The sequence below is a fragment of the Mycobacterium sp. MFM001 genome (assembly GCF_003402475.1).
Lineage (GTDB): Bacteria > Actinomycetota > Actinomycetes > Mycobacteriales > Mycobacteriaceae > Mycobacterium.
Window position 1 is genome coordinate 78,849 of record NZ_BFAB01000008.1, and the last position, 15,754, is coordinate 94,602.

Annotated in this window: 16 protein-coding genes; 14 read left to right on the forward strand and 2 right to left on the reverse strand. The window is 69.2% G+C overall.

The genetic code is table 11. From position 1 onward, the window contains the following. Window positions 1-61: 61 nt before the first annotated feature. From dop to MFM001_RS15640, 11 genes are all read left to right on the forward strand, one after another. On the forward strand, window positions 62-1,558 hold the full coding sequence (gene dop / locus MFM001_RS15590) for a pup deamidase/depupylase (protein ID WP_116376190.1): 1,497 nt from the start codon (window positions 62-64) through the stop codon (window positions 1,556-1,558). A 94-nt stretch (window positions 1,559-1,652) separates the two neighbouring features. Further along, the gene (locus MFM001_RS15595; RefSeq protein ID WP_062540654.1) at window positions 1,653-1,847 is read left to right on the forward strand and encodes a ubiquitin-like protein Pup; all 195 of its coding nucleotides are present in this window, start codon (window positions 1,653-1,655) and stop codon (window positions 1,845-1,847) included. Beyond that, a complete protein-coding gene (prcB, locus tag MFM001_RS15600; protein ID WP_116376191.1) occupies window positions 1,844-2,731 on the forward strand; it encodes a proteasome subunit beta in 888 nt (295 codons plus the stop codon). The genes MFM001_RS15595 and prcB overlap by 4 nt, the downstream gene beginning before the upstream one ends. Then, window positions 2,728-3,486 (forward strand): proteasome subunit alpha, encoded by a 759-nt coding sequence (gene prcA / locus MFM001_RS15605; RefSeq protein WP_116376192.1) that lies wholly within the window; start codon window positions 2,728-2,730, stop codon window positions 3,484-3,486. The genes prcB and prcA overlap by 4 nt, the downstream gene beginning before the upstream one ends. A 65-nt stretch (window positions 3,487-3,551) precedes the next feature. Then, window positions 3,552-4,910, forward strand: coding sequence for a Pup--protein ligase (gene pafA / locus MFM001_RS15610; protein ID WP_116376193.1), 1,359 nt, complete (start codon window positions 3,552-3,554; stop codon window positions 4,908-4,910). Between the two features lie 66 nt (window positions 4,911-4,976). Then, window positions 4,977-5,966 (forward strand): YafY family protein, encoded by a 990-nt coding sequence (locus tag MFM001_RS15615; protein ID WP_116376194.1) that lies wholly within the window; start codon window positions 4,977-4,979, stop codon window positions 5,964-5,966. Continuing rightward, window positions 5,963-6,922, forward strand: a complete 960-nt coding sequence (locus MFM001_RS15620; RefSeq protein WP_116376195.1) for a YafY family protein — start codon at window positions 5,963-5,965, stop codon at window positions 6,920-6,922. Before MFM001_RS15615 ends, MFM001_RS15620 begins: the two co-directional genes overlap by 4 nt. 29 nt (window positions 6,923-6,951) lie before the next feature. Continuing rightward, entirely contained in the window at window positions 6,952-7,182 is a 231-nt protein-coding gene (tatA, locus tag MFM001_RS15625; RefSeq protein ID WP_116376196.1) for a Sec-independent protein translocase subunit TatA, read from the forward strand. 52 nt (window positions 7,183-7,234) lie between these two features. Then, entirely contained in the window at window positions 7,235-8,143 is a 909-nt protein-coding gene (tatC, locus tag MFM001_RS15630; protein WP_116376197.1) for a twin-arginine translocase subunit TatC, read from the forward strand. Next, entirely contained in the window at window positions 8,127-10,853 is a 2,727-nt protein-coding gene (locus tag MFM001_RS15635; protein ID WP_116376198.1) for an RNA helicase, read from the forward strand. Before tatC ends, MFM001_RS15635 begins: the two co-directional genes overlap by 17 nt. Before the next feature lie 61 nt (window positions 10,854-10,914). After that, window positions 10,915-11,673, forward strand: coding sequence for a DUF4333 domain-containing protein (locus tag MFM001_RS15640; protein WP_116376199.1), 759 nt, complete (start codon window positions 10,915-10,917; stop codon window positions 11,671-11,673). A 1-nt stretch (window position 11,674) separates the two neighbouring features. On the opposite strand, the gene MFM001_RS15645 is transcribed toward MFM001_RS15640, so the two are convergent. Next, the gene (locus MFM001_RS15645; protein ID WP_116376200.1) at window positions 11,675-12,631 is read right to left on the reverse strand and encodes a 5'-3' exonuclease; all 957 of its coding nucleotides are present in this window, start codon (window positions 12,629-12,631) and stop codon (window positions 11,675-11,677) included. Window positions 12,632-12,667: 36 nt separating this feature from the next. Here MFM001_RS15645 and MFM001_RS15650 point away from each other — a divergent pair, with 36 nt between their 5' ends. Further along, the gene (locus tag MFM001_RS15650; protein WP_116376201.1) at window positions 12,668-13,792 is read left to right on the forward strand and encodes a Xaa-Pro peptidase family protein; all 1,125 of its coding nucleotides are present in this window, start codon (window positions 12,668-12,670) and stop codon (window positions 13,790-13,792) included. Between the two features lie 32 nt (window positions 13,793-13,824). Then, on the forward strand, window positions 13,825-14,499 hold the full coding sequence (locus MFM001_RS15655; protein WP_116376293.1) for a GNAT family N-acetyltransferase: 675 nt from the start codon (window positions 13,825-13,827) through the stop codon (window positions 14,497-14,499). Window positions 14,500-14,555: 56 nt separating this feature from the next. On the opposite strand, the gene MFM001_RS15660 is transcribed toward MFM001_RS15655, so the two are convergent. Beyond that, a complete protein-coding gene (locus MFM001_RS15660) occupies window positions 14,556-14,969 on the reverse strand; it encodes a F420-dependent biliverdin reductase (RefSeq protein ID WP_045379458.1) in 414 nt (137 codons plus the stop codon). 35 nt (window positions 14,970-15,004) lie between these two features. Between MFM001_RS15660 and MFM001_RS15665 the strand changes: the two genes are divergently transcribed. Beyond that, a complete protein-coding gene (locus MFM001_RS15665; protein ID WP_116376202.1) occupies window positions 15,005-15,754 on the forward strand; it encodes an SDR family NAD(P)-dependent oxidoreductase in 750 nt (249 codons plus the stop codon).

The following is a 15,754-nucleotide window of genomic DNA, read 5'->3' on the forward strand; positions in this document are numbered from 1 at the left end:
CCGCGAATGCCGGACAACCGCGCACGGTCGCGCCAAAAGCGGTTCGCCTAGTCTTTAGGTCATGCAACGGATTATCGGGACCGAGGTCGAGTACGGCATCTCGTCGCCGTCGGACCCGACCGCGAACCCGATCCTCACGTCGACGCAGGCGGTGCTGGCGTATGCCGCCGCCGCGGGTATTCAGCGCGCCAAGCGCACCCGCTGGGACTACGAGGTGGAGTCGCCGCTGCGCGACGCCCGCGGCTTCGACCTGAGCCGCTCCGCCGGCCCGCCGCCGGTGGTCGACGCCGACGAGGTGGGCGCGGCCAACATGATCCTGACCAACGGCGCGCGGCTCTACGTCGACCACGCCCATCCGGAGTACTCCGCGCCGGAATGCACCGACCCGCTCGACGCGGTGATCTGGGACAAGGCCGGTGAGCGGGTGATGGAGGCCGCCGCGCGCCACGTCGCCAGCGTGCCCGGGGCGGCCAAGCTGCAGCTGTACAAGAACAACGTCGACGGCAAGGGCGCCTCGTACGGTTCGCACGAGAACTACTTGATGAGCCGCCAGACGCCGTTCTCTGCCGTCATCGCCGGGCTGACGCCGTTTCTGGTGTCGCGGCAGGTGGTCACCGGCTCCGGGCGGGTCGGCATCGGGCCGGCCGGCGACGAGCCGGGCTTTCAGCTCTCGCAGCGCGCCGACTACATCGAGGTCGAGGTCGGGCTGGAGACCACGCTCAAACGCGGCATCATCAACACTCGCGACGAGCCGCACGCCGACGCCGACCGGTACCGCCGGCTGCACGTGATCATCGGTGACGCCAACCTCGCCGAGACCTCGACGTATCTGAAGCTGGGCACCACCGCGCTGGTGCTCGACCTGATCGAGGAGGGTATCGATCTCACGGACTTGGCGTTAGCGCGCCCGGTGCACGCCGTGCACGCGATCAGCCGCGACCCGTCGTTGCGTGTCGCCGTGGCACTGGCCGACGGCCGCGAGCTGACCGCCCTTGCGCTGCAACGGGTTTACCTGGACCGGGTGGCCAAGCTGGTCGACACCCGCGACCCCGATCCCCGTGCCAACGACATCGTGGAGACCTGGGCGCACGTGCTCGACCTGCTCGAGCGTGACCCGATGGAGTGCGCCGACCTGCTCGACTGGCCGGCCAAGCTGCGAATCCTCGAGGGCTTCCGGCACCGGGAGAACCTGAGCTGGTCGGCGCCCCGGCTGCATCTGGTCGATCTGCAGTACTCCGACGTGCGGCTGGACAAGGGCCTGTACAACCGGCTGGTGGCGCGCGGCTCGATGAAGCGGCTGGTGACCGAGCAGCAGGTGCTGGGCGCGGTGGACAACCCGCCGACCGACACCCGGGCCTACTTCCGCGGGGAGTGCCTGCGCCGGTTCGGCGCCGACATCGCGGCCGCCAGTTGGGACTCGGTGATCTTCGACCTCGGTGGCGACTCGCTGGTGCGCATCCCGACGCTGGAGCCGCTGCGGGGCAGCAAGGCCCACGTCGGGGCGCTGCTGGACTCCGTGGACAGCGCGGCGGAACTGGTGGAACAACTGACGACGTGAGCTTCGTTACCGGGGGAAAGGCCGGTGTCGACCGGTAGGGTAGAGGGACCGGCGGGCGTGTAATGCGCCGCCGATGACATAGCAGGAGGCAGCGATGGCTCAGGAGCAGACCAAGCGCGGCGGTGGCGGCGGCGACGATGACGACCTGACCGCCAGCACAGCCGCGGGTCAGGAGCGTCGCGAGAAGCTCACCGAGGAAACCGACGACCTGCTCGACGAGATCGATGACGTTCTGGAAGAGAACGCCGAGGACTTCGTGCGCGCGTACGTCCAAAAGGGCGGCCAGTGACCTGGCCGTTTCATCGCGATCGCCTGGCCACCCACTCAGCACTTCCCGGAGTTCCCGCTAACCCTGTAGACCTGTCCTCGTTCGCTGACTTCCTGCGTCGCCAGGCGCCCGAGCTGCTGCCGGTCGGTGCCGGTAGCGCCGAACCCGGCGCCGGCAGTTCGCTGCCGCATGGCACCACGATCGTCGCGCTGAAATACCCGGGCGGGGTCGTCATCGCCGGTGACCGGCGCTCGACCCAGGGCAACATGATCGCCGGCCGCGACGTGCAGAAGGTCTACATCACCGACGACTACACCGCGACCGGCATCGCCGGCACCGCGGCGATCGCCGTCGAGTTCGCCCGGCTCTACGCCGTCGAACTCGAGCACTACGAGAAGCTCGAAGGCGTGCCGCTGACGTTCGCCGGCAAGGTCAACCGGCTGGCGATCATGGTGCGCGGCAACCTGGGCGCGGCGATGCAGGGCCTGGTCGCGCTGCCGCTGCTGGTGGGTTACGACCTCGACGATCCCGACCCGGAGAAAGCGGGCCGCATCGTGTCGTTCGACGCGGCCGGCGGATGGAACCTCGAGGAGGAGGGCTACAAGTCCGTCGGTTCGGGATCGATCTTCGCCAACTCGTCGATGAAAAAGCTGTATTCACAGGTGACCGACGGGGATTCGGCGCTGCGGGTTGCCGTGGAGGCGCTCTACGACGCGGCCGACGACGACTCGGCCACCGGCGGCCCAGACCTGGTCCGCGGCATCTACCCGACGGCGGTCACCATCGGCGCCGACGGCGCGGCCGAGGTGCCCGAGCCGCGTATCGCCGAGCTGGCCAAGGAGGTCATCGAAAGCCGTTCGCGTGCAGACACTTTCGGCCCCGACGCTGGGCGGGGTGACTCGTGAGCTTTCCGTACTTCATCTCGCCCGAGCAGGCGATGCGCGAGCGCAGCGAGCTCGCACGCAAAGGCATCGCCCGGGGCCGCAGCGTGGTGGCGCTGGCCTACGCCGGCGGTGTGCTGTTCGTCGCGGAGAACCCGTCGCGCTCGCTGCAGAAGATCAGCGAGCTCTACGACCGCGTCGGTTTCGCCGCCGCGGGCAAGTTCAACGAATTCGACAACTTGCGCCGCGGCGGAATCCAATTCGCCGACACCCGCGGTTACGCGTACGACCGCCGCGACGTCACCGGTCGCCAACTGGCCAACGTCTACGCGCAGACGCTCGGCACCATCTTCACCGAGCAGGCCAAGCCCTACGAGGTCGAGCTGTGCGTGGCCGAAGTCGCTCATTACGGCGAGTCGAAACCCCCTGAGCTGTACCGGATCACGTATGACGGTTCGATCAACGACGAACCGCATTTCGTGGTGATGGGCGGCACGACGGAGCCGATTGCCAACGCGCTCAAGGACTCCTACGCCGAGAACGCCGACCTGGCCGACGCCGTGCGGATCGCGGTCGATGCGCTGCGGGCGGGCAGCAGCAACGGCGGCGATCAGCCCAGCCTCGGGGTGTCCATGCTGGAGGTGGCCATTCTGGACGCCAACCGGCCGCGGCGAGCGTTCCGGCGGATCACCGGCTCGGCGCTGGAGGCGCTGCTACCCAAGCCGGATTCGCCGTCGGGGAAGTCGGACTCTGGCAAGTCTAAGTCGGACGGTAAGTAAAGCCGACAGCTGTTTACAAGCGCGCCTCCCGTACCGTCGCGGCCGGATACCAGTACGCTCGAATCGTGCAGCGGCGAATCATGGGCATCGAGACCGAGTTCGGTGTCACCTGCACGTTTCACGGCCATCGCCGCCTGAGTCCCGACGAGGTCGCCCGCTACCTGTTCCGCCGGGTGGTGTCCTGGGGCCGCAGCTCCAACGTCTTCCTGCGCAACGGCGCGCGGCTGTACCTCGACGTGGGCAGCCACCCCGAGTACGCCACCGCCGAATGCGACAGCCTGGTGCAACTGGTCACCCATGACCGCGCCGGCGAACGGGTGCTGGAGGACCTGCTGGTCGACGCCGAGCAGCGGCTGGCCGACGAGGGCATCGGTGGCGACATCTACCTGTTCAAGAACAACACCGACTCGGCGGGCAACTCCTACGGCTGCCACGAGAACTACCTGATCGTGCGGGCCGGCGAGTTCTCCCGGATCTCCGACGTGCTGTTGCCGTTCCTGGTCACCCGCCAGCTGATCTGTGGGGCCGGCAAGGTACTGCAGACCCCGAAGGCCGCCACCTTCTGCCTCTCCCAACGCGCCGAGCACATCTGGGAGGGCGTCTCCAGCGCCACCACCCGTAGCCGTCCGATCATCAACACCCGCGACGAGCCGCACGCCGACGCCGAGAAGTACCGGCGCCTGCACGTCATCGTCGGCGACTCCAACATGTGCGAGACCACCACCATGCTCAAGGTGGGCACCGCCGCGCTGGTGCTGGAGATGATCGAAGCCGGGGTGGCCTTCCGCGACTTCTCGCTGGACAACCCGATCCGCGCCATCCGCGAGGTGAGCCACGACATCACCGGCCGGCGTCCGGTGCGGCTGGCCGGCGGGCGGCAGGCCAGCGCGCTGGACATCCAGCGGGAGTACTACGCCCGCGCCGTCGAGCACCTGCAGACCAGGGAGCCCAACGCGCAGATCGAGCAGGTCGTCGACCTGTGGGGCCGTCAGCTCGACGCCGTGGAAAGCCAGGACTTCGCCAAGGTTGACACCGAAATCGACTGGGTGATCAAGCGCAAGCTGTTCCAGCGCTACCAGGACCGCTACGACATGGAGCTGTCCGACCCCAAGATCGCTCAGCTCGACCTGGCCTACCACGACATCAAGCGCGGCCGCGGCGTGTTCGACCTGCTGCAGCGCAAGGGCCTGGCGGCCCGGATCACCACCGACGAGGAAATCGAGGACGCCGTCGACCAGCCGCCGCAGACCACCCGCGCCCGGCTGCGCGGCGAGTTCATCAGCGCCGCACAGGCCGCCGGCCGCGACTTCACCGTCGACTGGGTGCACCTCAAACTCAACGACCAGGCGCAGCGGACTGTGCTGTGCAAAGACCCTTTCCGGTCGGTCGACGAGCGGGTCAAACGACTGATCGCCAGCATGTAGCTCGCCCGGCGCCGATGCAGAGCGGGTAGCGCGATGAGGAGAAGCCGGGCAATTAAGGTGGGGCGCGTGGCGATCTCCAAAGTCGAACGGTTGATGAACCTGGTCATCGCCTTGCTGTCCTCCCGTAGCTACCTGACCGCCGAGAAGATCCGGTCCACCGTGGTCGGTTACGGCGACAGCCCAAGCGACGAGGCGTTCTCGCGGATGTTCGAACGGGACAAGAACGAGCTGCGCGATCTCGGCATCCCACTGGAGACCGGCAAGGTGTCGGCCTTCGATCCCGTCGAGGGGTACCGGATCAACCGTGACGCCTATGCGTTGCCCGATGTCGAGCTGACCCCGGAGGAGGCCGCGGCGGTGGCTGTCGCCACCCAGCTGTGGGAATCGCCGGAGCTGGTCACCGCCACACAGGGCGCGCTGCTCAAGCTCCGTGCCGGCGGGGTGGACGTCGACTCCGACGCGCCGGTGACCGTCGCGTCGCCCGCCAGGCTGGACGGAGTCCGCGGCTCGGAGAACAGCTTGGGAGCGCTGCTCTCGGCGATCGACGCGGGCCAGGCGGTGCAGTTTCCGCACCGGCCGTCGCGCACCGAGCCGTACACCACCCGCACCGTCGAGCCGTGGGGTGTGGTGACCGAGAAGGGCCGCTGGTATCTGGTCGGGCACGACCGCGACCGCGACGCCACCCGGGTGTTTCGGTTGTCGCGGATCGGCGACCCGGTCACACCGCTCGGCCCGCCGGGCGCGGTCACCCCGCCCGAGGGTGTGGACCTGCGCGCGATCGTGACCGAGGCCGTGTCCGACGCGCCGACCGGGGTGCAGGCCCGGGTGTGGGTGGCCGACGGGCGGGCCACCGCGCTACGGCGCGCCGGAAAACCTGTCGGCCCAAGGCAATTGGCGGGCCGGGACGGCGAAGTGCTCGAACTGGACGTCGGCTCCACCGATCGGCTGGTTCGCGAGGTCGCCGGCTACGGCGCCGACGCCGTGGTGTTGGAGCCGGAGTCGCTGCGCGACGACGTGCTGGCACGGCTGAAGGCGCAGGCTGAGGTTTCGGTATGACGCCGGTTTCGACGCGGCTGGTGCGGCTGCTCAACATGGTGCCGTATTTCCAGGCCAACCCGCGGATCACCCGTGCCGAGGCGGCCGCCGACTTGGGCGTGTCGATCGAGCAGCTCGACGAAGACCTCAGGCAGCTCTGGTGTTGTGGTCTTCCCGGCGGGTTCGGCGGCGACCTGATCGACTTCGATTTTTCCGGCGACACCGTCGAGGTGACGTTCTCGGCGGGGGTGGACAAGCCGCTGCGGCTGTCGTCGCCGGAGGCCACGGTGCTGCTGGTGGCGCTGCGGGCGCTCGCCGACATCCCCGGTGTGGTCGACCCGGAAGCGGCCCGCAGCGCGATCGCCAAGATCGAAACCGCGGCCGGTGTCGCCGCGCGTGGCTCGGGTGCCGTCGACGAGCCGGCGCCGGCGGAGAGCGACGCCGCTGCCGCCGTGCGCACCGCGGTGCGCACCAACCGCGCGCTCACGATCGACTACTACGCCGCTTCGCACGACACACTGTCCACCCGGGTCGTCGACCCCATCCGGGTGGTGCTGGTCGGCGACCACAGCTACCTGGAGGCCTGGTCGCGGGAGGCCGAGGGGGTGCGGCTGTTCAGGTTCGACCGCATCGTCGACGCGCAGGTGCTCGACGAGCCCTCGGCGCCGCCGGAACCCGCGCTGCAGGCCCCGCCGGACACCTCGCTGTTCGACGCCGACCCGTCGCTGCCGTCGGCCACGCTGCGGCTGGCGCCGTCGGCGTCGTGGATGTTCGACTACTACCCGATGCGGCTGCTGCGCGACCTGCCCGACGGGTACTGCGAGGCGGCCATGACCTACGCCTCCGACGACTGGATGACCCGCCTGGTGCTGGGGCTGGGGCCGGCGGTGCGAGTGCTGGCGCCCGAGTCGCTGGCCCAGCGGGTTCGCGATGCCGCGGCCGCGGCGCTGGAGGCCTACCAGGCCGCGGCGCGGTAGCATCGGGTGAACGTCTGGAGGTAACCAAAGTGGGCAGTCTTAGTCCGTGGCACTGGCTGATCCTGGCCGTCGTGGTCGTGGTGCTGTTCGGTGCCAAGCGGCTCCCCGACGCGGCGCGTTCGCTAGGCAAGTCGTTGCGAATCTTCAAGTCCGAGGTCCGTGAACTGCAGAACGAGAACAAGTCGGAATCTCCTGCCGGCCCCTCATCGGTGCAGTCGGAGCGGGTCGAGCCGCCGGCCGCCGACGGACGGTCGAGCTAACCTGCCGTCGACCCCAGCGTGCGGACGCGCCGCACGCGCTGTCTGACCGACCGTGCGCACCACCGGAATCCTGCGGAAGCTCGACCCGCGCCTGCGGCGCAGCCGCACCAATCCAGACGGCACGATGTCGCTCGTCGACCACCTCACGGAGCTGCGCACCCGGCTGCTCATCTCGCTGGGCACGATCGTGCTCACCACGGCGCTGGGATTCGTGTGGTACTCCCACTCGCTGTTCGGGCTGGAAAGCCTCGGTGAGTGGCTGCGTCACCCCTACTGCGCGCTGCCGGCGTCGGCCCGCGCCGACATCAGCGCCGACGGGCAGTGCCGGCTGCTGGCCACCGCGCCGTTCGACCAATTCATGTTGCGGCTCAAGGTCGGGCTGACCGCCGGCATCGTGCTGGCCTGCCCGATGTGGCTCTATCAACTGTGGGCGTTCATCACCCCGGGCCTGTACCGCAAGGAGCGCCGTTTCGCGGTGGCGTTCGTGATCCCGGCGGCGGTGCTGTTCGTCGCGGGCGCGGTGTTGGCGTATCTGGTGCTGGCCAAGGCATTGCACTTCCTGTTGACCGTCGGCAGCGACGTGCAGGTGACCGCGCTGTCCGGCGACCGCTATTTCGGCTTCCTGATCAACCTGCTGCTGGTGTTCGGGGTCAGCTTCGAATTCCCGCTGCTGATCGTGATGCTCAACCTGGCTGGGGTGCTGAGCTATGCGCGGCTGAAGTCGTGGCGGCGCGGCCTGATTTTCGCGATGTTTTGCTTCGCGGCCATTTTCACGCCCGGATCCGACCCGTTCTCGATGCTTGCGCTCGGGATGGCGCTGACGCTGTTGCTGGAATTGGCGATCCAAATCGCCCGCCTGCACGACAAGCGAAAAGCCAAGCGCGAAGCGCTGTCCGACCTCGACGACGACGAGGCCTCGCCGATCGAACCCCCGTCCGCGATACATGAAGACATCACCTGAACCGAGCGAGCTGGCGCGGTTCACCGCCGAGCTGGCCTTCGGCCTCGACCCGTTCCAACAACAGGCGTGCGCGGCGCTGGAACGCGGCCACGGAGTGCTGGTGTGCGCGCCGACCGGAGCCGGCAAGACCGTGGTCGGCGAGTTCGCCGTGCACCTGGCGCTGGCCGCCGGCGGCAAATGCTTCTACACCACGCCCCTCAAAGCGCTGTCCAACCAGAAGCACACCGACTTCGTCGCCCGCTACGGCAAGGACCGCATCGGGTTGCTCACCGGCGACCTGTCGGTCAACGCCAACGCGCCGGTGGTGGTGATGACCACCGAAGTGCTGCGCAACATGCTCTACGCTGATTCACCTCTGCTGCAAGGACTTTCGCATGTGGTGATGGACGAGGTGCATTTCCTCGCCGACCGGATGCGGGGCGCGGTGTGGGAAGAGGTCATCCTCCATCTGCCCGACGAGGTCCGGCTGGTCAGCCTGTCGGCGACGGTGAGCAACGCCGAGGAGTTCGGCGGCTGGATCCAGACCGTGCGCGGCGACACGGCGGTGGTCGTCGACGAACACCGCCCGGTGCCGCTGTGGCAGCACATGCTGGTCGGCAAACGGCTCTTCGACCTGTTCGACCTCGACGGCGAGACGCCGCGCGTTGATCCAAACCTGGTGCGCCACATCGCCAATCGCCGCGAGGCGGATCGGCTGGCCGACTGGCGGCCGCGCCGTGGTCCCGGGCGGCCCACCATGTACCGGCCGCCGCCGCGGCCCGACGTGATCAGGGTGCTCGACGCCGACGGTCTGCTGCCGGCGATCACGTTCGTGTTCTCCCGCGCCGGGTGCGACGCCGCCGTCGCCCAGTGCCTGCGCTCGCCGTTACGGCTGACCACCGACGAGGACCGGGCCCGGATCGCGGAGGTAATCGACCATCGCTGCGGCGATCTGGCCGACGCCGACCTGGACGTGCTCGGCTACTACGAGTGGCGCGAAGGACTGTTGCGCGGCCTGGCCGCCCACCACGCCGGGATGCTGCCGGTATTCCGGCACACCGTCGAGGAGCTGTTCACCGCCGGGCTGATCAAGGCCGTATTCGCCACGGAGACACTGGCATTGGGCATCAACATGCCGGCCAGGACCGTAGTGCTGGAGCGGCTGGTGAAGTTCAACGGCGAGCAGCACGTTCCGCTGACGCCGGGGGAGTACACCCAGCTGACCGGTCGCGCCGGCCGGCGTGGCATCGACGTCGAAGGCCACGCGGTGGTGATCTGGCATCCCGACATCGAGCCGGCCGAGGTCGCCGGCCTGGCGTCCACCCGGACGTTCCCGCTGCGCAGTTCGTTTGCGCCGTCGTACAACATGACGATCAACCTGGTGCACCGGATGGGACCGCAGCAGGCGCACCGGTTGCTGGAGCAGTCGTTCGCGCAGTTTCAGGCCGACCGGTCGGTGGTCGGGCTGGTCCGCGGCGTCGAGCGCGGGGAGCGGATGCTCGGCGAGATCGCCGCGGAGCTCGGTGGCAAGGACGCGCCGATCCTCGACTACGCCCGGTTGCGCGAACAGATCTCGCAAGCCGAACGCGCGCAAGCCCGTGCGTCGCGGCTGCAGCGACGGCAGGCCGCCAACGACGCCTTGGCCGCGCTGCGCCGCGGCGACATCATCACGATCCCGCACGGCCGCCGCACCGGTCTGGCCGTGGTGCTGGAATCCGATAAGGACAGCTCCGACCCGCGGCCGTTGGTGCTCACCGAACACCGTTGGGCTGGGCGGATTTCGTCGGCCGACTATTCGGCCGCCGCGGCGCCGGTCGGGTCGATGACGCTGCCCAAGCGCGTCGAGCACCGCCAACCGCGGGTTCGCCGCGATCTGGCGTCGGCGCTGCGGTCGGCGGCGGCCGGGTTGGCGATTCCGTCGGCCCGAGGCAGACGTCGGAGCCGGGCACCCGACGGTCCGGACATCGATCCCGAGCTGGCCGCGTTGCGCCAGCAGTTGCGGCACCATCCCGCCCACCACACGCCTGACCGGGAATCCCGGATGCGGGTCGCCGAGCGGTATTTGCGCATCGAACGGGACAACGCGCAGCTGCAGAAGAAGGTGTCCGCCGCCACCAATTCGCTGGCCCGCACCTTCGACCGGATCGTCGGGTTGTTGACCGAGCGCGGGTTCATCGCGCGCCCCGGCGACGACGATCCGCGGGTCACCGACGACGGCCGGCTGCTGGCCCGGATCTACAGCGAAAGCGACCTGCTGGTCGCCGAATGCCTGCGCACCGGCGCGTGGACCGGTCTGCGTCCGGCCGAATTGGCGGCGGTGCTCTCATCGGTGCTCTACGAGTCGCGCGGCGACGGCGGCCCCGGACCCTCGCCAGACGCGTTGCCTGCGCCGTTGCGGCAGGCGCTGCATCGGACGCGACGGCTATCGGCGGCGTTGCGCGCCGACGAGCAGCGACATCGGATCGCCCTGAGTCGTGAGCCCGACGACGGGTTCGTCGCGGCGATCTACCGGTGGGCGAGCAGCGGAGATCTGGCGGCGGCGCTGACGGCGGCGGACGCCGACGGCAGCGGCTCGCCGCTGTCGGCAGGGGATTTCGTGCGCTGGTGCCGCCAGGTGCTCGACCTGTTGGACCAGGTCCGCAACGCCGCCCCGCAACCGGATCTCAATGTCACCGCGAAACACGCAATCGATGCTATTCGGCGTGGCGTCGTCGCAGTTGACGCCGGGTAGGCTGAGGCCGCAGCTACGGTTGCATAGGCCAGCAACCGCGACCAAGAAGACCGGAGACACGATGAGCGGACCGCAGGGATCTGACCCGAACCAGCCGTGGCAGCCACCGCAGGGCGAGGATCAGCAATCCGACCAGCCGACGCAGCAGGCGTCGCCCTGGCAGCAGCCGTCCGGCGAGCAGCCGGCCTGGCAGCAGCCGACGGGTGAGCAGCCGACGTGGCAGGCGCCCGCCTACACGCCCACCGACTACCAGCAGTACCAGCAGCCCGGGCAGTTCTACCCGCCGTCGCAGCCCTATGCGCAGCCGCCGGCGTACCCGCAGACCGAGCAGTACGGCGCGCAAACCGGCCAATACCCGCAGCAGCCGGGCCAGTACCCGGGCCAATACGGCCAGCCGGGGCAATACGGCCAGTACCCACCGGGGCAGTACGGCCAGTACCCGCAACAGCCCGGCCAGTACGGCACGCCACCGACCGGCGCGAAGCGTTCGCGGGCGGTGATCGGCACGGTCGTCGGCGTGTTCGCCGCGATCCTCGTCGCAGTCGTCTTGGTGCTCGGCTTTTGGGCGCCGGGGTTCTTTGTCACCACCAAGCTGGACATCAACAAGGCGCAGGCCGGTGTGCAGCAGATCCTCACCGACGAGACCAACGGCTACGGCGCCAAGAACGTCAAGGACGTCAAGTGCAACGACGGTCAAAACCCCGTCGTCAAGAAGGGCGGCACGTTCGACTGCAGCGTCAGCATCGACGGCAGCAAGCGGCAGGTGACGGTGACCTTCCAGGACAACAAGGGCACCTACGAGGTCGGCCGTCCCAAGTAGCTCACCCTGGCAGCGAATCCAGCGCCTTCTGCAGTCGCGCGATCGACGACCCGACGCCGTAGCGTCCGGCAAGGTCGGCCACCCGCCGCGGGTCGGCCGCCGTCAGGGGTAGCGCGTCGGTTGGTGTCGACAACTTGACGGGCGCGTCGGTGGCCACCCGCACCACCGGGCCGGCGGCCTCGACGTAGTCGGCGGCGTCCCGCAGTTTGCGCCGAAGTCCTTTGGACAGCGACGATTTCGGGTCGTCGACGGCCTTGAGGATGCTCGCCAGCGAGCCATGCTGGGCCAGCAGCGTCGCGGCGGTCTTCTCGCCGATGCCCGGCACGCCCGGAAGCCCGTCGGACGGGTCCCCGCGCAGCAGTGCCAGCTCGGCGTAGGCCGCGCCGGCCCGGTCCGCCGGGATCCCGTAGCGGTCGGCGACCTCGGCCGGGCCCAGCAGCGTCGCGTTGGTCAGCCCGCGACCCAGGTAGAGCACCCGGACCGGGACCGGGTCGTCGCCGACCACCTGTAGCAAGTCACGGTCCCCGCTGACGACGACGACGGGGTCGCGGCGTTCGGCGGCGGCCAGTGTTCCGATCACGTCGTCGGCTTCGAAACCCGCCGCGCCGGCCGTGCAGATGCCGAATGCGTCGAGCATCTCCTCGATGATCTCCACCTGCGGCGACAACTCGTCGGGCACTTCCTCGACATCGACGTGCCCGTCCGGGTTTTCCTGCTCGACCCGGTGGGCCTTGTACGACGGGATGGCGTCCACCCGGAACTGCGGGCGCCAGTCCAGATCCAGGCACACCACCAACCGGCCCGGTCGCTGCCGGGTGATCACCAGCGCCATCGAGTCCAGGAAGCCGCGGACCGCATTGACCGGCCGGCCGTCGGGCGACGTGATCGACGACGGCACACCGTAGTAGGAGCGAAACCACATGCTGGCACCGTCGAGCAGCACTAGGGGGGCAGGCATGGGCTCATTGTCGTTGATGCAACTAGCCTTACCGAGGTGAACTCCCGATTCGCCTCAGACGTCTACGCCCGCCGGCTCGCCGCCGCGGCCGCGGCCACCGCCGACGCCGGGCTGGCCGGCCTGGTGATCACACCGGGCTACGACCTGCGGTACCTGATCGGTTCGCGGGCGCAGACGTTCGAGCGGCTCACCGCTCTGGTGGTGCCTGCGTCCGGAGACCCGAGGGTGGTGGTGCCGCGCCTGGAACTGGCCGCGCTGAAGGAGTCCGCGGCAGCGGATCTTGGCCTGGCGGTGGCCGATTGGGTCGACGGCGACGATCCCTACCGGCTGGTCGCCGCGACGCTGGGCGGCACACCGACGCGGACCGCGGTCACCGAGGCGATGCCGGCGCTGCACTTGTTGCCGCTGGCCGACGTCCTCGGCGTAGTGCCGGTGCTGGCCACCGGCGTGCTGCGCGAACTGCGGATGGTCAAGGACGCGGCCGAGGTCGACGCGTTGCGCAAGGCGGGCGCGGCCATCGACCGGGTGCACGCCCGGGTTCCGGAGTTCCTGGTGCCGGGCCGAACCGAAGCCGACGTCGCCGCCGACATCGCCGAAGCGATTGTCGCCGAAGGACATTCGGAAGTGGCGTTCATCATCGTCGGCTCCGGACCACACGGCGCCGACCCGCATCACGAGTGCTCGGATCGCGAACTGCGGGCCGGCGACATCGTCGTCGTCGACATCGGCGGGTCCTACGAGCCGGGATATCACTCCGATTCGACCCGCACATACAGCCTCGGCGAGCCCAGCGCCGAAGTGGCACAACAATATTCGGTGCTGCAAAGAGCACAACGCGCGGCCGTCGACGCGGTGCGCCCAGGGGTGACAGCCGAACAGGTGGACGCCGCAGCCCGCGACGTGCTGACCCAGGCGGGGCTCGGCGAGTACTTCGTGCACCGCACCGGCCACGGCATCGGCTTGTCGGTGCACGAGGAGCCCTACATCGTCGCGGGCAACGATCTGCCCCTCACCGCGGGCATGGCGTTTTCGGTCGAGCCCGGCGTCTACTTCCCGGGCAAGTGGGGCGCACGCATCGAGGACATCGTCGTCGTCACCGAGAACGGTGCGGAGCCCGTCAATCACCGCCCGCACGAGCTGGTCGTGGTGCCGATCGGCTGATCCTCGGCTTGGGCAGCGACTACGCTCAGGCGATGACCAATCACGACCGCGCCGCCGCCCGTCGGGAGATCGCCGACGCTCTGCTCAACGCCCTCGAACGCCGGCACGAGGTGCTCGACGCAATTGTGGAGGCCGACGACCGGAAGGCCGCCGTCGAAGCGATCGTCGCTCTGCTGGGCACCTCGCACCGGGGCGCCGAGGCAGTGATTGGGATGCGCCTCGATCAGCTCACCGAGGACTCGCGCAAGAAGATCGCCGCCGAGATCGAGGATTTGAACAGCCAACTGAGCTTCACGCTGAAGGAGCGGCCGGCCAGCTCGGGCGAAACGCTAGTGCTGAGGCCGTTCGCCGGCGAATCCGATCGGGACATTTTCGCCGCGCGGACCCAGGAAGTCGGCACCCACGGCGACGGCTCCGCCGGTCCCGCCGACAACCTCGACGACGAGATCCGTTCGGCGCTGGCGCGAATCGACGCCGAGGAGGCCGCCTGGTTCGTCGCGGAAGACGGCAACGAGAAGGTCGGCATGGTGTTCGGCGAACTCGCGGGCCACGAAGTGCACGTCCGGATTTGGATTCGGCCCGACTGCCGGCACCGGGGCTACGGGACGGCCGCGCTGGCCAAGTCGCGGCCGGAGATGGCCGCCTATTTCCCGGCGGTGCCGCTGGTCATCCGGGCGCCGGGCGCCCGCGACGCCCGCACAGGTTAGGCCGTTTGCCCGCGAGCTCTCTGAACAACTGCGCACGCTCGCGGGCAGCTCGAAGCTCAGCCTTTGCCGCGGTCGAGCAGGTCCGAGGAACCCAGTACCCGCTCCACCTGCACCTCGATCACCACCCGCCGCGGGTTGACGCGCGGCGTGCGATACCGCTGGGCGTAGCGCAACTCGGCGTCGCGGACGGCGTCGACGTCGCTGTTCACCTTGGCGCGGCCCTCCAACGAGAGCCACCGGGCGCCGTCGACCTGGCTCAGCACGGCGACCCCGCCGCGCTCCGCGTTGACGGCTTTTTGCGAGCCACCGGTGGTGATCACCCGCGCGATGTGTGTCTTGGGGTCGAAGGTGAAACCCACCGCCACCACATGCGGCGAATTGTCGGCGCGCAGTGTGGTCAACATGGCCAGATGACGTTCGGTGAGAAACGCCAGCGCGTCCTGGGTGAGCCGGGTGGTGGTATTCGCCATCGTTGCTCACGCTATCGCAGGCGATAATCGCAGCCGTGGATGACACGGGTGCCCGGCCAGTGGTGATTTTCGGTGGCCGCAGCGAGATCGGCGTCGAGGTCGCGCTGCGGTTGGCCCCCGGCGCCACGGTGGTGCTGGCCGCGCGCAAGGCCGACCAGCTCGCCGAGCAGGTGTCGATGGTGCGCGCCGCCGGGGCGGTGGCCGTGCACACCTGCGAGTTCGACGCCGACGACCTGGAATCCCACGGCCGGCTGGTCTCCTCGATCGTCGCGGAGTACGGCCCGATCGGCACCGCGGTGCTGGCCTTCGGGATCCTCGGTGACCAATCCCGCGCCGAGATCGACGCCGCGCACGCGGTGGCGATCGTGCACACCGATTTCGTCGCGCAGGTCAGCTTGCTGACCCACTTGGCCGCGGCCATGCGCGCGGCCGGCGGGGGATCGCTGGTGGTGTTCTCGTCGATTGCAGGGGCGCGAGTGCGCCGCGCCAACTACGTGTACGGCTCGGCCAAGGCGGGTCTGGACGGCTTCGCCAGTGGATTGGCCGACGCGCTGCACGGCACCGGGGTGCGGGTGCTGATCGTGCGGCCGGGGTTCGTGATCGGCAGGATGACGCACGGTATGACGCCGGCTCCGTTGCCGACCACCCCGGCGCGGGTCGCCGACGCTACCGTGCGCGCCCTGGCCAAGGGTCGGCGCTCGGTGTGGGTCCCGCGGGCATTGGGGCCGGCGTCTAGGGTGATGCGGATGTTGCCGCAGTTCGTCTGGCGCCGGATGCCGCGATGA